General features: G+C 73.5%; 17 protein-coding genes. 9 read left to right on the plus strand and 8 right to left on the minus strand.

From position 1 onward, the window contains the following. Positions 1-17 precede the first annotated feature (17 nt). The 4 genes from ACS5RC_RS12615 (at position 18) to ACS5RC_RS12630 (ending at position 4,721) form a co-directional block, all read left to right on the plus strand. Positions 18-2,393, plus strand: coding sequence for a response regulator (locus ACS5RC_RS12615; RefSeq protein WP_478344206.1), 2,376 nt, complete (start codon positions 18-20; stop codon positions 2,391-2,393). A 111-nt stretch (positions 2,394-2,504) separates the two neighbouring features. Further along, positions 2,505-4,061, plus strand: coding sequence for an FAD-dependent oxidoreductase (locus ACS5RC_RS12620; RefSeq protein ID WP_478344207.1), 1,557 nt, complete (start codon positions 2,505-2,507; stop codon positions 4,059-4,061). Positions 4,062-4,201: 140 nt separating this feature from the next. Continuing rightward, entirely contained in the window at positions 4,202-4,408 is a 207-nt protein-coding gene (locus tag ACS5RC_RS12625; protein ID WP_478344208.1) for a hypothetical protein, read from the plus strand. Positions 4,409-4,430: 22 nt separating this feature from the next. After that, entirely contained in the window at positions 4,431-4,721 is a 291-nt protein-coding gene (locus ACS5RC_RS12630; RefSeq protein ID WP_478344209.1) for a hypothetical protein, read from the plus strand. 15 nt (positions 4,722-4,736) lie between these two features. Here ACS5RC_RS12630 and ACS5RC_RS12635 read toward each other — a convergent pair whose 3' ends face one another. Then, positions 4,737-5,051 carry a hypothetical protein gene (locus ACS5RC_RS12635; protein ID WP_478344210.1) on the minus strand — a complete coding sequence of 105 codons (315 nt, stop codon included), beginning with the start codon at positions 5,049-5,051 and terminating at the stop codon, positions 4,737-4,739. A gap of 115 nt (positions 5,052-5,166) precedes the next feature. Here ACS5RC_RS12635 and ACS5RC_RS12640 point away from each other — a divergent pair, with 115 nt between their 5' ends. From ACS5RC_RS12640 to ACS5RC_RS12655, 4 genes are all read left to right on the plus strand, one after another. Beyond that, the gene (locus ACS5RC_RS12640) at positions 5,167-5,586 is read left to right on the plus strand and encodes an FKBP-type peptidyl-prolyl cis-trans isomerase (protein ID WP_478344211.1); all 420 of its coding nucleotides are present in this window, start codon (positions 5,167-5,169) and stop codon (positions 5,584-5,586) included. Between the two features lie 33 nt (positions 5,587-5,619). Then, positions 5,620-6,990 (plus strand): Wadjet anti-phage system protein JetA family protein, encoded by a 1,371-nt coding sequence (locus ACS5RC_RS12645; RefSeq protein ID WP_478344212.1) that lies wholly within the window; start codon positions 5,620-5,622, stop codon positions 6,988-6,990. Continuing rightward, positions 6,983-7,615, plus strand: coding sequence for a DUF4194 domain-containing protein (locus ACS5RC_RS12650; RefSeq protein WP_478344213.1), 633 nt, complete (start codon positions 6,983-6,985; stop codon positions 7,613-7,615). The genes ACS5RC_RS12645 and ACS5RC_RS12650 overlap by 8 nt, the downstream gene beginning before the upstream one ends. 91 nt (positions 7,616-7,706) lie before the next feature. Next, on the plus strand, positions 7,707-11,129 hold the full coding sequence (locus ACS5RC_RS12655; protein WP_478344214.1) for an SbcC/MukB-like Walker B domain-containing protein: 3,423 nt from the start codon (positions 7,707-7,709) through the stop codon (positions 11,127-11,129). 240 nt (positions 11,130-11,369) lie between these two features. On the opposite strand, the gene ACS5RC_RS12660 is transcribed toward ACS5RC_RS12655, so the two are convergent. The 7 genes from ACS5RC_RS12660 to ACS5RC_RS12690 all read right to left on the minus strand — a co-directional run bounded on the left by ACS5RC_RS12660 (position 11,370) and on the right by ACS5RC_RS12690 (position 18,589). Beyond that, the gene (locus tag ACS5RC_RS12660) at positions 11,370-12,074 is read right to left on the minus strand and encodes a response regulator transcription factor (RefSeq protein WP_478344215.1); all 705 of its coding nucleotides are present in this window, start codon (positions 12,072-12,074) and stop codon (positions 11,370-11,372) included. After that, positions 12,071-13,693: a sensor histidine kinase gene (locus ACS5RC_RS12665; RefSeq protein ID WP_478344358.1), complete on the minus strand. Its 1,623-nt coding sequence runs from the start codon at positions 13,691-13,693 to the stop codon at positions 12,071-12,073. The genes ACS5RC_RS12660 and ACS5RC_RS12665 overlap by 4 nt, the downstream gene beginning before the upstream one ends. Positions 13,694-13,831: 138 nt before the next feature. Continuing rightward, positions 13,832-14,038: a hypothetical protein gene (locus tag ACS5RC_RS12670; protein WP_478344216.1), complete on the minus strand. Its 207-nt coding sequence runs from the start codon at positions 14,036-14,038 to the stop codon at positions 13,832-13,834. 79 nt (positions 14,039-14,117) lie between these two features. Further along, complete coding sequence (locus ACS5RC_RS12675; protein WP_478344217.1) at positions 14,118-14,912, minus strand: formylmethanofuran dehydrogenase subunit C; 795 nt, start codon at positions 14,910-14,912, stop codon at positions 14,118-14,120. Between the two features lie 3 nt (positions 14,913-14,915). After that, on the minus strand, positions 14,916-15,857 hold the full coding sequence (fhcD, locus tag ACS5RC_RS12680) for a formylmethanofuran--tetrahydromethanopterin N-formyltransferase (RefSeq protein WP_478344218.1): 942 nt from the start codon (positions 15,855-15,857) through the stop codon (positions 14,916-14,918). 63 nt (positions 15,858-15,920) lie between these two features. After that, positions 15,921-17,567 carry a formylmethanofuran dehydrogenase subunit A gene (locus ACS5RC_RS12685; RefSeq protein ID WP_478344219.1) on the minus strand — a complete coding sequence of 549 codons (1,647 nt, stop codon included), beginning with the start codon at positions 17,565-17,567 and terminating at the stop codon, positions 15,921-15,923. Continuing rightward, positions 17,567-18,589, minus strand: a complete 1,023-nt coding sequence (locus ACS5RC_RS12690; RefSeq protein ID WP_478344220.1) for a formyltransferase — start codon at positions 18,587-18,589, stop codon at positions 17,567-17,569. Before ACS5RC_RS12690 ends, ACS5RC_RS12685 begins: the two co-directional genes overlap by 1 nt. A gap of 500 nt (positions 18,590-19,089) precedes the next feature. On the opposite strand from ACS5RC_RS12690, the gene ACS5RC_RS12695 reads away from it, so the two are divergent. Next, the gene (locus tag ACS5RC_RS12695) at positions 19,090-20,076 is read left to right on the plus strand and encodes a beta-ribofuranosylaminobenzene 5'-phosphate synthase family protein (RefSeq protein ID WP_478344359.1); all 987 of its coding nucleotides are present in this window, start codon (positions 19,090-19,092) and stop codon (positions 20,074-20,076) included. Positions 20,077-20,089 lie beyond the last annotated feature (13 nt).

Below are 20,089 nucleotides of genomic sequence, written 5' to 3' on the forward strand. Positions count from 1 at the left end.
GAAGGACCCGAGACCCGATGAGCGAGCGCCAGAGCGGCACCGAGGGCGCCCCCGGTCCGGGTGTGACCGACACCGATTACCGGAACCTGGCGGAGACGCTGCCCCAGCTCGCCTGGATCGCCGAGGCCGGCGGGGAGATCGTCTGGTACAACCGGCGCTGGTACGACTACACCGGCACCAGCCTCGAGGAGATGCGCGGCTGGGGCTGGCGTCGGGTCCATCATCCCGACCATGTCGGGCGGGTCGAGGCGCGCTACCGCGCGGCGATCGAGGCCGGCCAGCCCTGGGAGGACACCTTCCCGCTGCGCGGGGCGGACGGCACCTACCGCTGGTTCCTGTCGCAGGCGATGCCGTTCCGCGACGAGGCCGGCCGGATCCTGCGCTGGTACGGCACCAACACCGACATCAGCCGGCGGCGCGCCACCGAGGAGCGGCTGCGCCATTCCGAGGAGCGCTTCCGGGCGCTCGTCGACGCCAGCGCGGCGGTGGTCTGGAGCACCAGCGCCGCGGGCGAGCTGATGCCGCCGCAGCCGCGCTGGAGCGCCTATACGGGCCAGAGCGAGGAGGCCTATCTCGGCTGGGGCTGGGTCGACGCGGTCCATCCCGAGGACCGGGCGCATGCCGCCGACGCCTGGGCGCGCTGCGTCGAGACGCGCGCGCCCTACGAGGTCGAGTACCGGTTGCGCCGCCACGACGGGCAGTGGCGCCACATGGAGGTGCGCGGCGTGCCGGTGGTCGGCGACGACGGCACCCTGCGCGAATGGGTCGGCACCAATGTCGACATCACCGAGCGAAAGGAGGCCGAGGCCGAGGTCGAGCGCGCGCGGGCGGCGGCGGAGGCCGCCAACCTCGCCAAGAGCCAGTTCATCGCCAACATGAGCCACGAGCTGCGCACCCCGCTCTCGGCGGTGATCGGCTACTCGGAGATGCTCGGCGAGGAGCTGGAGGATCTCGGGCAGTCGGCCCTGCTGCCGGACCTGCGCAAGATCGAGACGGCGGCCCGCCACCTCCTGTCGCTGATCAACGACGTACTCGACATCTCGAAGATCGAGGCCGGCCGGATGACGGCCTCCGCCGAGACCTTCGCGGTCGAGGCGCTGGTCGCGGATGTCGGCGACGCCATCGGGTCCCTCGTCGAGAAGAAGCGCAACCGCTTCGAGACGGACCTCGCCGACGATCTCGGCGCGATGCACCAGGACCAGACCAAGATCCGCCAGTGCCTCGTGAACCTCATCGGCAACGCCGCGAAGTTCACCGAGGACGGCGCCATCACCCTGACCGTGCGCCGCCACCGCGAGGCGGAGGCCGACTGGCTCTCGTTCGCGGTGCGCGACACCGGGATCGGCATGAGCGAGGAGCAGATCGGGCGGCTGTTCCAGCGCTTCTCGCAGGCCGACGAATCGACCACGCGCCAGTTCGGCGGCACTGGGCTCGGCCTCTCGATCACCCGTGCCTTCTGCCGGACCATGGGAGGCGACGTGGCGGTGGAGAGCGCGCCGGGGCAGGGCTCGACCTTCACCATGCGCCTGCCCGCGACCCTCGCCCTCGAGGACGAGGCGGCCGACCTCCCGGAGGTCGGGCAGTTCGGCACGCACGAGGAGCACGACGCGGTGCTCCTCGTGGACGACGATCCGGCCGCCCGCGAGATCCTCGGGCGCTTCCTCGAGCGCGAGGGCTTCCACGTCCGCACCGCCAATGACGGGCGGGCCGGGCTGACGCTCGCCCGGGCCCTGAAGCCGCGGGCGATCCTGCTCGATGTCGAGATGCCGCGCATGGACGGCTGGGCCGTGCTGCACGCGGTGCGCAACGACCCCGAACTCGCCGGCATCCCCGTGATCATGACCTCGGTCGTGGCCGAGCAGGGGCTCGGCCAGGCGCTCGGCGCCACCGACTACTTCGTCAAGCCGATCGACTGGGATCGGCTCAAGGGCCTGATGGAGCGCTACCGGCCGGAGGGCGTCGAGGCCCGCGTCCTCGTGGTGGACGACGATGCCGACGCCCGCGAGCGCCTGCGCCGGACGCTGACGCGCGACAGCTGGACCGTGGACGAGGCCGAGAACGGCCGCGTCGCCCTGGCCCGGATCGACGCGGAGCGCCCGAACCTGATCCTGCTCGACCTGATGATGCCCGAGATGGACGGGTTCGGCTTCCTGCGGGCCCTGCGCTCGCGGCCGGACGGCGACATCCCGGTGGTGGTGCTGACCGCCAAGGAGATCACCGACACCGAGAAGGCGCGTCTCGCCGAGCAGGCCGACCGGGTGATCGTGAAGGGCTCGCTCAGCCTCGCGGAGATCGGCCGGCAGCTGCGCACCCTCTACGCCCGGGAAGCCCACGAGCCGGTGCCGAGCGGGATGCAGGGCTTGCTCGACCGGCTGGCCGAGCGCGACGGCTGACGGCCGCACGCGGCTCGCGCGCGGTCCCGATGGCGCCACCCGGGAAACATCGCCCGGCTCGCGACTTGTGTCGCTGGCGCGGATCCCGTCGGGTCCGCCGGGGGGACGGGCATGGCGGGGCGCACGGGAACCGAGATCAGGCACGCGCTGTCCGCGATCCCGCTCGGTGGCATGGTCGAGGCCGCGGCAGGCGAGGCGAAGGTGCTTCTGGTGCGCGACGCGGACGGCGTGCGCGCCTTCCAGGCCAAGTGCCCGCATCTCGGTGCGCCGCTCGCCAAGGGCGAGATCTGCGGGCACCGCCTCTACTGCCCCTGGCACAAGGCCGCCTTCGCCCTCGCCGACGGCGCCCTCGAGGAGCCGCCGGCCCTCCAGGCGCTCACCCGCTACCCCGTGCGCATCGAGGGCGACGCGGTCGTGGCGACGCTGGAGCCCCTGGCCCCCGAAGCCCCGCCGCCGCGCGGCGCGGAGCGGCACGTGCTGATCGTGGGGACGGGCGCGGCGGGCGTTGCCTGCGCCACCAGCCTGCGCCGGCTCGGCTTTGCCGGGGCCATCACGATGGTCGGCCGCGAGAGCCATCCGCCCTACGACCGCACCAAGCTGTCCAAGCAGTTCCTGGCCAAGCCGACGCCGGCCGAGAAGACGTTGCTGGAGCCCGATTTCTTCGCCGCGCACCGGATCGAGCCGGTCGCGGGCGAGGCGCGGGCGATCGAGCCCTCGGCGCGCCGGGTCGTGCTCGCGGACGGGAGCACGATCACGGGCGACGCCCTGGTGATCGCCACGGGCAGCCGCGCCGTGGTGCCGGATTTCGACGGCCGCGACCTCGACGGGGTCCTCACCCTGCGCAGCCTCGACGACGCGGTCCGCCTGAGCGAAGCGGCGGAGACTGCGGCCCGGGTCGTGGTGATCGGCGCGGGCTTCATCGGGCTTGAGGCCGCGGCCTTCCTGACGAAGCGCGGGCTCGGCGTCACGGTGCTCGCCCGCGAGGAGATCCCCTTCGCCAAGCGGTTCGGCGAGGCGGTCGGGGGCGCGCTGAAGCGCTTCCACGCGGGCAACGGCGTCCGGTTCGAGACCGGCGCGGTGGCGCGCCTCACGGGCGCGGGCCGCATCGAGGCGGTCGAGACCCGGGACGGTCGCAGCCTGCCGGCCGACATCGTGCTGATCGGTGCGGGCGCGGCGCCCGAGACCGGCGCGATCCGGGGCGTCGCGCCGCGCCCGGACGGCGGGATCGCGGTGGGCGCCGATCTGGCACTGGCCGACGGCGTCTGGATCGCGGGCGACATCGCCGCCTTCCCGGAGCGGGCGAGCGGCCAGACCGCGCGCATCGAGCACTGGCGGCTCGCCGAGCAGCACGGCACCCAGATCGCCCGCGCCATCCTGGGCGAGACGCGCCCCTTCGCGGGCGCGCCCTTCTTCTGGAGCAACCAGGGCGACAAGCGGCTCGATTACGCCGGCTACAGCGCGGGCTTCGATCGGATCATCCTGCGTGGCGACACGGAGGCGCTCGACTTCATCGCCTTCTACGTGACGGGCGACGCGGTGACGGCGGCCTGCAGCATCGGGCGGAACGCCGAGTTCACCGCCTTCCTGCACCGGCTGGGCGAGGGACGCGTCCCGACGCCCGCCGCGCTCGAAGCCGGGGCCGACCTTCGCGGCGCTGACCCGGACTGATTTCCGAACGGGTTTGGCGTGGGACCGATCACGTCCTCGCGAGCAGCGGCGCCCGCGACATGGCGCCCGGCTCGCCGTGTCGGGCGGCGGGCCCATAATCGGAGGCCGGACGCAGCCCGAGCGCCCGCGCGGGAGGTGTCATGAATCAGGTCCTCGTCGTCGCCCTCATCTGTGCCTCCTCGATCCAGGCGCCGGACTGCACCCGCGAGAACGCCCTCGACGTGGTCACCGGGCCGGCCCACACCCTGCAGGAATGCCTCGTCCAGGGCCCGGTGCTCGCGGCGAATTCCGGCTATACCGGCGGACCGGACAGCTACGTGAAGACGCGCTGCGAACAGCGGCGCTGATCCCGGCAAGGACGAACAGACCATGCCCGCCGAGACCGACGCCGCCGTTGCCCCCGAGCGTGCCGTGATGATCCGCCTGCGCGCCCGCCTCGCCGTGGTCGAGCGGGCGGCCTGGTTCGGCCTCGTCCACGCCATGCGGACGCGCCGCGAGGAGACCGAGGCCTACATCGCCTCCGAGCGGGAACGCTGCAGCGAAGGCTTCGGCCGCAAGGGCTGGGCCGGCGACCTCACCGAGGCCGAGCGGGCGATGCTCGCCGCCGAGGTCGATTCCGGATTGGCGCAACTGATCGAGGATGCGCGCGCCGAGATCTGAGCCGGCCGACAGGGCTCATCGTCGGAACCGGGCCTTCAGCCGCCGCCAGGCATCCTCGAGCCAGCGCGCGGCCCGCTCCAGCGGCACCTTCAATCCCGGCACGTCCTGCGCCAGCAGGGCGAGGCCCACCGGCAGCATCCACAGGCCGAGCACCGGCAGGATCGAGAAGATCCCGCCCAGGATGAACAGGATCGCGGCGCCGACGCGCAGCCAGATCCGGGACGGCTCGCGCAGCCAGTCCAGGGCACGGCGCAGGGCGTCCGGGAGCTTCGCCGAGAGGCGGTCGACTCGGGCGTCCCAATCCTGGGCGGTGACGGTGGCGGTATCCATGCGCCCTCAACGTCCGAGAGGCGGCGCAGGCTCCGGCGCGGCTGGCCTCGCGGCCCCATCGGCTGTTAAGAGGCGCCCCGACGGGCGGCGGAAGGCCGGCCCGCGGGGAGGAACCATGCCTCGTCTGTTTCCGCTTGCAGGAGCCGTGCTGATCGCCATGACCGCAGCCGCCAACGCCGATTCCTACACCACGCTGCCCTCGGGCCTGAAGTATCACGACGAGGTCGTGGGCACCGGCCCCGAGCCGAAGGCCGGCCAGAAGGTCACCGTGCACTACACGGGCTGGCTCGACGAGAACGGCAAGCAGGGCAAGAAATTCGACTCGTCGCGCGACCGTGGCCAGCCCTTCAGCTTCACCATCGGTGCCGGCCAGGTCATCCGCGGCTGGGACGAGGGCGTCGCCACCATGAAGGCCGGCGGCCGCCGCACCCTGGTGATCCCGGCCGAGCTCGGCTATGGCGCCCGCGGCGCCGGCGGCATCATCCCGCCGGGCGCGACGCTGATCTTCGACGTCGAGCTGATCGGCTCGAAGTAGGCCCCGACGCCGCCGGAACGGGTCCCGAGAACCGTGCTGTTCGCGCAGCTTCCCGACGACCTGTTCCGGCCGCTCGCCTCGCCGAGCCGCGCCTTCAACGCGGCCCTGTTGCTGCACCTGCACCGGCGCGTCATCGGCTCGGAGCCGATCCGCAAGGCCGAGCTTCTGGCCGAGATCGGCGACTTCAGCGCCGGCCGCGAGACGCCGGAACTCGCCGACGACGACAGCTTCCCGCCGGACCCGGTGGAGCGCCGCTCCGCCCTCTACCGCCGCTTCCTCGAATCCGGCTGGTTGATCGAGCGGCGCGACCGCTACGTCCCGGTCGTCGAGTTCGATCCCGAAGCCCGTCTCCTGCTGGAGGAGCTGTCGCGCCTGGAGAAGGGCGAGACCCGCTCCTACGGCGGCGCCGTGCTCGACGTTCTGGGCAGCCTCGAGAGCGCGCTCGCCAATCCCGCCGACCGCTCGGAGGCGCTCGCCAACGCCGCGCGCTCGGCCGGCGCCTTCCTGTCCCATCTGCGGGGCCTGGCCGGCTCGATGCGCAAGATCGAGGAGCGGATCCTGCGCGAGGAGGACCGCCGCGCCGCCTTCCGCCTCTATTTCGAGGATTTCGTCGAGCGCCACCTGATCAGCGACTACCGGACGCTGCACACCCGCTTCAACCCGTTCCGCTTCCGCTCGGCCATCGTGCGGGAGGCCGGCCGGGCGCTGCGGGACGCGCTGCTGGTGCGGGCCCTCGCCGAGGGCCTGATCCGGGAGGGCCGGGCGCCCGAGATCGACCTGGCCGAGCGCGCCGTGCGGGCGGATCTCACCGAGATCCTCGCGGTGTTCGAGGGAATCGACCGCCATCTCGACGCCGTGGACGAAGTCGTGGCCCGGATGGAGCGCCGCATCGCGGCGGCCGTGCGCTACATGGATGCCCCCGATTCCCGCGGCATCGAGCGCACCGCCGCAGCGCTCCGCGCGGTCGGCGCCGCGGATGACGCTCCGGACCTGCCGGCCGCGGTCTCGCTGCTGCGCCCGCCGCTCGGCGAGGCCCATCTCTCGACACCGCGGCGGTCGCGGGCGCCGATCGACTTCGAGCCGCTGCCCGAGATCGTGATCGACCCCCGCGTCGAGGCCTTCGTCGCCGCCAAGGCGGAGTTCCGCCGCCGCACCACGGTCACGCCCGAGAGCATGGGTGCCTTCGTGGAGGCGCGCCTCTCCGCGGGCGGGCACCTGCGCGGCTCGGAGATCCCGATCGCGGACGTCGATGCCTTCGTGGTGTTCCAGCGCCTGCGCGAGATCGACGTGCTGTTCGAGGGCGCGCTGGGCGCCCGCTACCGGGTGACGGCGCTGCCCGAGCGCCTGGACAACGGCTGGATCGATTGCCCGGACTTCGTGCTGGAGCGGCGCGCCGATGCTTGAGCCCTTCCGCGCCATCATCGACGGGGACGAGCCGCCCCCGCCGGGGGCCCGCGCGCCCGACGCCGAGGAATTGTCCCGCGCCCTGCAGGTGATGCTCAAGGCCCAGGTGATCTACGCCAACACCCCCGGCATCGGGCGCTCCTACGAGCTGGTGCGCCACTACGCGCCCTTCATGACCGACTACTTCGCCTGCCTCGGCTACAGCCTCGCGATCGCGCATCGCGACCAGATGATCTCGCTCACCCTGCCCGCCGACGCGGCCCGCTACGACATCGCCGCCGAGCGCCTGCGCAAGGACGAGACCCTGGTGCTGCTGGCTCTGCGCCTCGCCTACGAGGAGGGCGTGCGCGACCACCGCATCTCCACGGACGGCGTCGTCGAGACCACCACCGACGACCTCGTCGAGACGATCCGCACCGCCGCCCGCTCCGACCCGCCCGACGAGGCCCGGCTGATCGAGATCCTGCGGTTCTTCGGCCGCCGCGGCGGCCTGCGGCTCGGCGAGCGCGACCGCAACGAGCGCGTCACCCCGCTCGCCGTGTTGCCCGGGATCCTCGTCCTCGCCTCGGACGGATGGCTGGACCGGATCGAGGCGTGGTCGCAGGCGGGCGAGAGTGGAGACTAGCCGCGAGGCGGCTTGCATCCGGGACGCGTTCCCCGCACAGGGCCCCGAACCGGGCGCCGCGCCGCCCCCCTCACCGATATGGCCCGACCGGGTGTACCGCCTCACCGACATCGCGATCTCGAACTGGTACCTGATCCGGCGCGACCAGATCCGCGTGCGCGGCGCGACCGCGCTCGTCGGCCCGACGGGCGCGGGCAAGTCGACGATCTTCGACGCGGTCGGCACGGTGCTCGCCGGCAACAATGCCAGCCGCCTGGCGCTGAACGCCTCGGCCTCGGGCCGCAGCGCCCGCACGGTGCGGGACTACTGCCTCGGCTGGATCAGCGACCCGGCCGAGGGCGGGCGGCCGACGCGGGAGGCCTGCGAGACGGTGCTGGTCCTCGTCTTCGAGAATCAGCATTCGGGCCGCGTCGTCTCGGTGGGGCTCGCGCTCGCGGCGCGGGCCAGCGAGAGCCGCGAGACCGTGCTGTCGCGCTTCATCGCCACCGGCCACCGCTTCGAGATCGCCGACTACGCCCGCCAGAGCCCGGAGGGCAGCTACACGGCGCCCTGGGCCGAGATCGCCCAGGACCTGCGCCGGAAATCCGAGCGCTTCGAGGAGTTCCGGGCCTCGGGCGAGCGCTTCACCGCGGAGGTGCTCGCCACCCTGCGCGAGGGCGCGCCGGTCCCCGATCCGCGCCACTTCCTGCGCAGCTTCGCCAACGCGGTGGCGTTCAAGCCGATCTTCGACACCAGCGCCTTCGTGCGCGCCTTCGTGCTCGACGCCGAGCCCCTCGACGTCGCCCGGGTGCGCCAATCCGTCGAGAACTGGCGGGCCCTGCTGGAGACCATCGGCGAGCTGGAGCAGAAGCTGACGCGCCTGAAGCGCCTGCTCGGGCGCTACGAGGCCTGGGGCGACGCGGTGCTCGCCGCCGCGACCCACGAGGCGCGGGCCGCCGCCGCCGAGTTGCGCCGCCGCTGCCTCGACCTGCTGGCGATCCGGCGCCGCATCGCCGAGGGGGCCGACCTGCTGCGGATCGCCCGCGACAGCGTGACGACGAGCCGGGGCTACGTCCGCGACATCGACGCGGAGATCGCCGAGAAGAAGGCCCTGGCCGCGGCCGGCGCCGCGGAGGGGCGGCTCGCCGCCTCGACGCTCGGCCTCTCCATGCTGGAGCGGGACCGGCGCGACATCGCCGCGCGCGCCGCCGATCTCGTCGGCATCGTCGGGCAGATGGGCCGGCTCCAGCCGGTGCTCTCGGCGCTCCGCCACAGCGTGCCGGAGGCGGCGAGCCTCGCCGAGGCCTGCGCCCGCTCGGGGCTGCGCAAGGAGGCGCCGCCGCAGGACCTGCTGCGCGCCGACGGCCCGCTCGCCGGGCTGATCGAGCGCCTGCAGCGGCTCGGCCCCTTCGAGGACGCCCTCGACCGCGCCGCCGAGGACGCGGCGCTCCGCGCCCGCGCGCAGGAGGCGGAGGCCGAGCGCACCTCCCCCGCGCCGTCCTCCGGGCCGGTGGCCCGGCTCTCACCCGATACGATCGCGTTCCGCAACGAACTCGCCCGGATCGGCATCGACGCGACCCCGATCTGCGAGCTCGCCGAGATCACCGATCCGGTCTGGGGGCAGGCCCTCGAGGGCCTGCTCGGGCGTGCCCGCGAGGCCCTCGTGGTCGAGCCGCACCGCCTCGAGGAGGCTTTCGGGGTGATGCAGGGCAACCGCAACCAGTTCAGCCGCTGCATCTTGGTCAAGACCACCGACACGGCCCGCCAGCGGGCGCGGCGCTACGACGACGGCCCGCTCTCGGTGATCGAGACGCGCGATCCCCATGCCGAGGCCTTCCTGGGCGTCCGGCTCGGAGGCTACGACCTCGCCCGCAACGACGCGGAGCTCGCCCATCTGAGCCGCGCCGTGGCGCCGTCGGGCCGGACCACCGCCGGCATGGCCTACACGGTGACGCGCTCGGTCGACCTCCTGATGACGCGCGGCCGGCGCGGGCCGACGCCGGAGAGCCGCAAGCTGCACGAGGCGGCGGTGGCCGAGGCGCGCCGCCTGCGCGGCGAGGCCGCGGTCCTGCGCGAGGCCTCGAAGACCGCGGCGGCGCTCCGCGCCCGGATCGAGCGGGGGATCGAGGACGTCGACGCCCTGCGCGACGAGGTCGACGGCCTGGAGGGACGTCGACGCAGCCTCAGCACCGAGCGCGAGGCCATTGCCAAGCAGGATTCCGGCGGGCTCGACGCGGAGATCAAGGCGCTCGCCGCCGAGCGCATCGCGTATCTGCGCGAGCTGTCCGAGGAGCTCGAGCCCAAGCTCGACCGCATGCTCGCCGAGGAGGCGGCGCTCAAGGCGCGCCTCGGCTCCGCGCGGGAGGCCGCCCGCGCGGCCCTGGTGGCGCGGCGCGGCGCGATCCACCGCCTCGGGGCCGGCGACGCCCTGCGGGTGCGGCTGCTGCGCGATCGGCCCGTCGATCTCGGGCCCGTCACGGCGATCCGCGCGGAGCTGGAGGGCCAGGAGGCCAAGGGCATGAGCGCGCTCGCCGCCACGGAGCGGACGCTGGCGCGCGAGGCCGCCGAGAGCGCCCGCTCGCACGGCCGCGCCGCCGAGCGCGACCTCACCGAGTATTGCGCGCAATGGCGCATCGCCAACCCGCTGGGGCAGACGGAGGCGCCCGCGAGCCTCGGCTACACCTTCGCCAAGCGCGAGCACGACGCGGTGGCAGGCCACGAGCTGCGCCGCTACCGCGCCCAGGCCGAACGGGCCGAGGGCGAGATGCGCCGGCTGATGACGGAGGACCTGCTGACGCGCCTCGCCGACAAGTTCGAGCGGGTCCAGGCCCGGCTCGACGCCCTGAACGAGCGCCTGTCCTCGCGCAGCTTCACGGGCCAGACCTACGCCTTCGAGGCCGCGGTCGACCGGCGCTACGCCGCTGTCCACGCGCTCGCCACCGAGGTGGCGCGCTCGGCCGACGCCGCGCAGGCGCTGCTCGCCCCGGGTGAGGGAGGCGCCACGGCGGCGGCCCTGGAGGAGATCCAGGCCCTGATCGGCGGCGCGGAGGACGCGGCGCGGCTCGCCGATTACCGCAACTACTTCGTCTACGAGATCGGCATGAGGGGCCGCGGCGGCGAGCGCACCACCATGTCGAGCCGGGCGCTCCGGGGATCGGGCGGCGAGGCGCAGGCGCCGTTCTACGTGGCGATCGCCGCCTCGCTCGCCAGCGCCTACTACCCGGGCGACCGGCCGGGCGACGAGAATCCGGGCCTCGGCCTCTGCCTCCTCGACGAGGCCTTCTCGAAGCTCGACGTGCGCAACAGCCAAGCGCTGGTCGATCTGTACGGAGCGTGGGGCCTGCAGCTGCTGATCGCGGCGCCCGAGGACAAGCGCACGACGCTGACCGAGGTGATGGACACGATCGTCACGGTCTACAAGAGCCCGGATCTGACCTCCGTCCGGATCGAGTCGGAGCATCCGCTGGAAGCGGCCAAACGGGCGCTCGCCCGGATCAACCCGGAACGCACGGGGATCGACGGTGTCGCGGTCTGAAGGGGGGACCCGAAGCAGGGGGCGCCGCCGACACGAAAGCGATCGGGAGGAAAGTCCGGTCGACGGCGCCGGCCGAACGAGAGGGGGGATAACTCGTCCGACTGGGAACCATCTTACCGGCGCGGTCCAAACCCGCATTCACATAGCGCAAGCGGAGTCTGGTTTTTTCCGCGGCGTACAGTCCGGGCGGTCTCGTCACGCCCGGCGGCCGGTCTCCGCTCCCGCGCGAGGATGTCCCGGTCAGTGCCGGAAATCCTGCCCCTTCAGTTCCAGCATGAAGCCGCGCCCGCGGACGGTGGTGAGAACCGGGCCGCCGTGGCGGACGAAATCGGCCATCTTCGAGCGCAGGTAGCCGATATAGACGTCGACCACGTTGAGCGAGAGGCCGCCCTGGCTCGCCCAGAGCTTCTCGAAGATGTCGGCGCGCGAGACCGGCCGGTTGGCGCCCTCCATCAGCATGGCGAGCAGCTCCGCCTCCCGCGGGGTGAGGCGGGCCGACGCCTCGCCGCAGGAGACCTGCCGGGTGTCGAGATCGAGCACCAGCTTGCCGGCCGTCAGGGTCGTTCGGGGCGCCTCGGCGCTCTGACGGCGCATCAGGTGGGTCCGCAGGCGCGCGACCAGTTCGTCGAAGACGAAGGGCTTGACGATGTAGTCGTCGGCGCCGAGCGCGAGACCCTCGACGCGGTCGCGCACCTCGTCGCGGGCGGAGAGGAACAGGATCGGCCCGGGATAGCCGCCGGCCCGGAGCGAGCGGCAGACGTCGTGGCCCGAGCCGTCCGGCAGGGTGATGTCGAGCACGACCGCGCCCGGCGTCTCCGCGCGGGCGGCACTGAGCGCGTCGTCGACGCAGGCCGCGGTACCGACTTCGAACCCCTCCGCCTCCAGCCCGCGGGCGAGCATGCCCCGGATGTCGACGTCGTCCTCAACGATCAGGATCCGCGTCATGCGGCGTCGTCCTTCTGCTGGGCGGTGTGCGCCGCCTCGGCGGCCGGATGGAGCGAGGGCAGCTCGAGACGGATCCGGGCGCCGCGGCCGGCATCGCCGCTGCCGAGGGCGATCGCGCCGTCGTGGTGCTCGACCACCCAGCGCGCCAGGGCGAGCCCGATGCCGAAGCCGGTCTCGCCCGGATGGACACCGCGGCGGAACCGCTCGAACAGGGTGCCGGCGGCCTCGCCGAAGCCCGGCCCGTCATCGGTCACGGTGATCAGCGCGACGCTGCCGCGGGCGGTCGTTCCGGGCCGGAGCGCGACGGTCACGAGGGTGAGCCCGGTGGCGTGGCGAAGCGCGTTGTCGATCAGGCTCTCGACCACCTGCCGCAGCCATTCGCGGTCGGCCAGCACCTCGACGTCGTGCGGGCCGGGATCGAAATCGAGGGCGACGCGGCGGCGCGCGGCTTCGGAGGCGCTGTTGTCGACGGCCTCGGCGAGGACAGAGGCGGCGCCGAGCGCCTGCCGGTCGAGCTCGATCTCGCCGGATTCGGAGCGCGCGACCCGGAGCAGGTCCTCGACCCGCAGCTTCAAGCGCTGCGCGCGCTTGCGGATGGTGGAAAAGACCGGTCCGTACTCGACGGGGCGGCCGGTGTTGCGCATGGCGAGGTCGCACTCGCCCAGGATGACGGTGAGCGGCGTGCGCAGCTCGTGGCTGACGTCGGCGAAGAAGCGCCGCCGCGAGCGGTCGACCGCCTCCAGCCGGGCGTTGGCGGCGCGCAGATCGGCGGTCCGTGCCTCCACCGTCTCCTCGAGCGCGGCGCGGTCGGCGGCGACCCGCCGCTCGCGCCGGGCGAGCTTGGCCGCCATGCGGTTGAAGTTCGCCACCAGCAGCCCGAGCTCGTCGCGGGTCGCCACGGACAGGCGTGTGTCGAGCTCGCCGCGCCCGACCGCACCGGATGCACGGCGCACCGCGGCGATCCGGGCGAGGGTCGGGAGCGTGATGCTGCGGTAGAGCACCGCCACCAGCGCGAGCGCGAACAGGACGGCCAGGGCCGCGGCGATGCGCAGGCGGGAGGAGAGGGCGCGGGCCTGCTCGGAACCGAGCACCATGCTGCGCCGCTCCGCCTCGATCAGGAAGGAGAGCGGCTGCCCGGTCATCGCGCCGAAGCCGTTCAGCGCGCCCTTGATGGCGTTCTGGCGCTGCTCCGGGTCGGCCGTCTGGCGCCCGATCTGCGAGACCTGCCGGTCGAGGACGACGCGCGCCGCCCGCAGCTGCGCCATCGGCCGGATGCGGGCGGCGTATTGCATGCGGTCGAGGGGATCGTCGCTCGCCTGGATGCTGCGCGCCAGCGCCTCGTCGACGTGGCTCAGCGCGCGGTCGACGTTGGTCCGCGCGACCGCCATGGCCTCCGGCTGGGTGTCGGGGCTCGCCACCGTCTCGACCGCGGCGAGCCCGAACTGGGTGAGCCGGCCGGAGAGTTCGGCGAGCAGTTCAAGGCGGCCCTGCGCCTCGAGGGTGCGGTCGATCGTGCGCTCGGCGGCGGCGATCGAGGCGAGCACGCCCGCCGCCGCGAGCACGACAAGAAGGGTTGTCGCGCCGAGCAGGAGCGCGAAACGAACCTTGAGCGAGCGCATCATCCCCGTCCGGCCCGCCGTGCGGGCGGTTTGGCGAAGCATGGCACCCGGAGCGCACGGGGCCAAGGGGTGCCGGCCCCGATCATCGGGCGCCCGGCCGCCGGACCGTCCGGGACAGGCGGCCCGGGCACGCCCGGCTCAGAGGTCCTTGGGCTGGCTGCCCCGCGCGGCGCAGCGCCAGCGCTGCACGTGCCACTCGGGATGCGCCTCCTGCCACGTGGCCAGCGCGCTCTGGGCGTTGCGCAGGCAGACGAAGGGGCTGCGCGCCTCGTAGGAGAAATCGATCTTGTCCTCCTTGCAGGTCGTCGGCTGCGACAGGAGGCAGATCGAGAGCAGGATGAGCATCGGACGGTCTCCGGAGCATCGGACGGCCGCGCGGGCGGTCCTCCGATGCAATATGATGCCGAAGATCGAGCCGGCCAGATCAGGCCGCGGCCCAGATCTCGCCCTTGCCGATGGTGGCGAGATCGCCCGAGTAGCGCCGGAGGCTGCCGGCGAGGAGATCGGCATGGCGCGGGCTGAGGCCGCGCAGGGCCTTGGCGAGCAGGCGGACGAAGACGAGGTCGTGCGTGCCGGTCTCGACGAAGGTCGGCATCAGGGCGCCGTGCCGCTCCACCACCAGCGTGCCGCGGCGCATGCCGTAGCCCGGATGGTCGCCGACCGTGCCGGCCGCGATGGTGCCGGCGATCAGGCGCGAGCCGGCGTGGTTGCCCGCGCGCTCGACCACGATCAGGCCGCGCCGCATGCTGTCGCCGAGATGGTCGCCCGCCGTGCCGCGGATCACCAGGGTCGCGCCGTCGAGCCCGACCTTGGCGGCGTGGACGGCGCCGCCCGCATGGTCGCCCGCATCGCCCGCGACCGTGATCGTGCCGCCGGTGGCGCCGGAGCCCGCGAAGGGACCGGCATTCCCGCTGACCGTGACGCTGCCCCCCGCCATCCCGGCGCCGAGGCGCTGGCCGACGTCGCCGACGACGCGGATCGCACCGTCGGACAGGGAGGCGCCGACCCGGTCGAGGCGCTCGTGCCCGCCCTCGATCACCAGTTCGTCGCCGCCGTCGAGCTTGACCGCGAAGCAGTCGCCGAGGGTGAGGCCGCGCCGGCTCGTGCCGACGGGCAGGCGCTCGGCCTCGGCCTGGCTGAGGCGCGCGAGCACGAGGGGCGTGATCGCCAGGAAGTCCAGGCGTTCGGGCGGTGCCGCGCGGAGGGTGAGGACGCTCATCGCTCAGGCCTCCTTCGCGAGCAGGTCGCGCAGATGATAGTGGTGGCGACCGAGATTGCCGCCGTAATTGCCGGCCGTGACCGCGACGAGCCCGTGCCGGGCGCCGATCTCGGTCGCGGCGTGCAGAGCCGCCCGCATCGAGTCCGAGACGCCCTGCGAGGTCAGCGCGTCGATCACGATCTCCAGCACCACACCGCACTCGGGCGGAAGCTTCGAGCCGGCCCGGCCCTTCAGCGTCGGGCAATAGGCGTCGTTGGTCGAGGCCATCATGCCCTTGGTGCGCCCGCCCACCTTCGAGCCCGAGCGCACGATCCCGCCGGGGAAGGGCAGGATCGCCCCGGGCACGGCCTTGGCCGCCTCCACCGCGATCTCGGCCACCTGGAGCGTGTCGGCGTGCGTGCGTCCGAGGAACAGAAGGTTGCCGCCGCCGACCGCGCCGTCGACCGCCCGCACCGAATCCTCGCACAGGAACTCGCCGTCCATGACCGGGATGCGCCAGTACCGCCGCATCCGGCCGGCGGCGTCGGGCAGGCGCTTGGCAACCGCGAAGCCGTCGCCGAAATACCGGATCGCGCCGCCGAGCTTGATCTTGGTCGGACCCTCGCCGCCCGCGAAGCAGGCCGTGCCGGGGCAGGTCAGGATGCACTGGCCGACGCGCTTGATCAGCTGCTCCTTCAGGCCGTTCGGCTCGAAGCCGAACAGCAGGATGCGCACGCCCGGGCGCCCGTCCGGCGTCTCCTCGGGCGACAGCTCCGCGTCGATCCCGGCCTCGGCGCCGCAGCCGATCACCGAGGTGGCGAAGCCCGTCATCACGGTCGCCGCGATCATCGCCCAGCGGGCGGTGTCGTTGGTCACGACGATCGAGGTCCCGGCGACGTCGAACGCTTCCGCGAAGGTGTCCTCGACCGGGATGCCGTTGAGGGTCAGGTACGTCGTCTCAGTCATTGCTGGTCTGCCGCATCGGCCCCCCGGATCCACGACGCGAACGCCCCCTGGCGGGGGCACGGTTCAGGCCCGGCATGCCACGTCCTCGAAGGTCGGGCCCTTGCGGGCGAAGGCCGCGTCCGGCACCGCGAAGCTCGCGAGGCCCTGGCCGAAGCGGTCCTGGAGGTAGGTCTCGGTCCGCCGCTCCATCGCCTTATCGGACTCCACCGTCAGCGCGAGCGAACGGCCGGCGCGCCACTCGGTCACCTGCCCGTTCTCGACGATGACGGTGCCGTCCTTCAAAACGCATTTGGCCGCGGTGAACATCGCGGTGCGGTCGGGATCGTCGCGGTAGACCGCGATGTCCGCCCGCGCGCCCTCGCGCAGGTGCCCGCGATCGTCGAGGCCCAGGAGCTTGGCCGGGCCGGACCGGGTGAGCTGGGCGATCTCCGAGAAGGTGTATTCCCGCTCGATCCCCGGCAATTCCGAGCGCTCCCCCACGATGCCCGGCAGCGTCGCGATCTCGCGGTCGCGCGCCTCCTTGTCCATCAGCAGGTGGATGATGCGCGGGTACTGCGTGAACGGACCGCCGTTCGGATGGTCGGTGGTGAGGATGGTGCGCTCGGGATCGCCCGACAGCAGCATGATCTCGAGGCCGATCGCCCATTGCAGGGAGCTCGTCGGGCCCTTCGGACGGTAGAGGAACGGCACCACGCCGCCGCCCTCGGCATCGCCCGCGTTGAGCACCCATTTCTTCGGCTTGGCGCCCTTGCGGCCGCCGAACTGGCGCAGGATGTCGAGGGAGACCGTCACGGTCTGGCCGAACACCACCTGCCCGATGTCGAGGCTGGCCTGGGGATTGGCCATCATCGCGTCGACGATGCGGCGGGCCGCCGAGCGGAAACCGCCGGTCATCGGGTTCTCGGGGTCGGCGACGCCGTAGGCGTAGAACTGGGCGTGGGCGAAATGGATGCGCCGTCCCTCCGCCGCCTCGAGCGTCGCGATCAGCGAGTCGTCGGCGCCCGGAAGCCCGAGATTGTTGCAGTGGACGTGCAGCGGGTGCGGCACGCCGATCTCCTCGACGGCGTCGAGGAGCGACCCCATGATCCGGCGCGTCGAGAGACCGTAGCAGGGGATCTCGTCGTCGAGGCTGAGCCGCAGCGCGCCGTCCTTGAAGGCGGAGGCCCCACCCGCGTTGATGCACTTGACGCCGAGGCCCCGCGAAGTCGCGACGTTGAGCGCCACGAGGTCGCGCACCGCCGCCTTGCCCTCGCCGTCGCGCAGGATCTGCAGGAGATGGTCGTCGTTGCCGAGCACCGTGAGCGCGCCCCGGTCGAGGAGCGGGATGTCGGCGAGTTCGAGCTGGGTCGCCAGCGCCTGGACGGGCGGCATCGCCGGCTCGACGGCGGTGGTGTAGCCCATCTTGGCGTAGGTGGCGCCGATCCAGCCGGCCGCCCCGCCCGCATGGGCGAAGGGATGGCCCTCGGGCGCCGCCTCGCTGACGTAGAGCTCCGGCAGCAGCAGGCGCGAGGTGATGACGTTGCCGCCGGCGATGTGCGAGTGCACCTCGACGCCGCCCGCCATCACCACGCAGCCCGAGGCGTCGATGGTGCGGTCGGGCCGGCCCTCGCGCGGCGCCACGATGCGGCCGTCCTCGACCCAGACATCGCCGACCGCGTCGCGGCCGGCCGTCGGATCGACGACCCGGCCGCCCTGGATCCGGATCAGCATCAGGCGTCCTTCCTGCTGGCGATGCGTTCTGCGATGCGCTCGATGATGTCGGCGGCCGTCGGAAGCTCGGAGGCTTCCGCGGCCTCGCGGTAGCTCATCCCGGCCCGTGCCTCGTTCCAGAGCACGCCGCCGGCCTCACGGCCGGGCTCGCCGACCCGGATCACCACCTCGGCGAGGTCGGCCGAGGCGTCGGCCCCGACCAGCGCGACGCCGGGCAGGCCGGCGAGCCAGTCCGGCCGCGGCGTCGGCAGGCTCGCGATCCAGAGGACCGCGTCGGCCTCGCCGGAGGCGGCGAGGCGGGCCGCGTCGAAGCGCCATGGATCCTGCTCGGGCACGTGCCGGCCGAAGCCGACGCGCGTCGCCTGGCCGGTCTTCCAGGCCGCGACCTGCACGGCGGCGCGGTCCTGGTTCGGGCCGGAGAGCGGCAGCGTGAAGCAGCGCGTGGCCTCGTTGAGGTCCATCGCCAGTCCCTGCAGCATCTCGATGCCGAGGGTGCCGACCTCGCCGGGATCGTAGAGCACGGCGCCGTAGCGGGCCTCCGCCAGCGACTTCGCGATGGTATACAGCGCCCTGTCCCCGGTGAGATGACCGCGGGCATGGGCCCGCAGATGGGCGATCGCCACCGGCAGGTCGGGTCCGGCGCCCAGCTGCATCAGCGTCCGGTCCGCGCCCGCCGCCCGGCCGCGCGTCGGCTTGCTGCCGCTCAGCCGGTCGAGGATCGCGTGCTGGAGCGGCTGAGCGCCGACGAGCAGCACCGCATCGGCCCGGCCGACCACCTCGGCCGGCGTCGCCGTCATGGCGCCGACCCGGGCCAGGGCGCCGAGTTCGGCGTAGGTCGCATCGCCGCCCACGGTGTCGAGGGAGGCGCCGATCCGCCCCGCGAGATCGCAGGCGGCGCGGATCGCCGCCACGTCGGCGTTCAGACCGGCGAAGACCGGCGTCTTCGCGGAGGACAGCAGCGCGGCGGCTGCCTCGACGGCGCCGTCTGCGTCGGTCGCGCCACCCTTCACCCAGGCTGCCATCCACCCTCGCACGTTGATTCTTGTTCTCGATGCGCACCGCGGGTGCGCCCGGAAGGCGGTCACCGTAAGATCGGGACAGCGGGCGCCTCGCGGCACCGCCGTGCCGAAATGGCCTGTCCGCCGGCGCAACGACGCCTCCGCGGACGGCATTCGGGCCGTCGTGGCCCGCACGTTTGCATCGGTCGCAGGCAGCAAGCAAGGCCCCGGCCCGGGAAATGCCGCGGCTTCCCTCGAAGCCCGGGCCACGAGCGCGGAACCCGGGCGCGGACCTCCGGATGGAGGGCGCCCCGCCGCGGATCGAGTGCCGATCCGGCGCGGATCAGGCGCCGATCGGGCGCGGATCCGGCGATCCCCCGCGGTTGCCCGGATGCGGCCGGCATGGGAGAAGCCGCCCGGAACCCGCGGTCGGGGTCCGCGGTACCATCCGCCGGGACCGCCGCCGGGGTCGGGCCGAGGACCGTGCGCGCCGCGGCGAGCGAGGAGGGACCGTGGTGCCTGAGCTGCCGAGCCGGACGCTGGCGGGCCCGAGCGATGCGGAGCCGGACCGGCCCGCGCGGGTCCGGGTCACTGCGCCCGCCCGCCTGCATTTCGGCTTCCTCGATCTCCATGGCGGCCTCGGGCGCCGCTTCGGCAGCATCGGATTGGCCATCGACGCCCCCGCCCTGCGCCTCACCGCGGAGCCTGCGCCGGAGGCCCGGGCCGAGGGCCCCGAGGCGGCGCGCGTCCGCGGCTATATCCAGGCTGCGGCGGCGCATCTGGGCATCGGAGAGGGCGTGGCGATCCGCGTCGAGGCGGCGATCCCGGCCCATGCGGGCTTCGGCTCGGGCACGCAGCTCGCCCTCGCGGTGGCGGCGGCGCTGGCGCGGCTCGCCGGCCGGCCCTTCGCGCCGGAGGATTTCTCGAACGTTCTCGACCGCGGCAACCGCTCGGGCGTCGGGCTGAAGGCCTTCACCGAGGGGGGCCTGATCGTCGATGGCGGGCGCGACGCCACGGGCGCGCCTCCGCCCGTCATCGCCCGCATGCCCTATCCGGAGGCGTGGCGCGTTGTGCTGATGCTCGATCCCAGCATGACCGGCGTCCATGGGAGCCGCGAGATCGAGGCCTTCCGCGATCTCCCCCGCTTTCCCGAGGCCCAGGCCGCCGAGATCTGCCGCATCGTTCTGATGCAGGTGCTGCCCGCCGCGGCGACGGCGGAGCCCGAGGGCTTCGGCGCCGGCATCACCCGCATCCAGCGGCTCGTCGGCGATCATTTCGCGCCCCATCAGGGCGGGCGCTACGCCAGCCCGGCGGTCGCCCGGGCCCTCGACGCGGTCGCCGCGATGGGGGTTGCCGGCTACGGGCAGAGCTCCTGGGGGCCGACCGGCTTCGCGCTGGTGCCGTCCGAGGCCGAGGCGCGGGCGCTGGTCTCGGCGCTCGCCGGCACCGGCCTCGATCTCGTCGTCGCCCGCGGGCGCAACGGCGGCGCGCAGGTCGTCGCCGAAGGCTGAGGCATGGCGGGCC

It is taken from the genome of Methylobacterium sp. HJ2 (assembly GCF_056431005.1).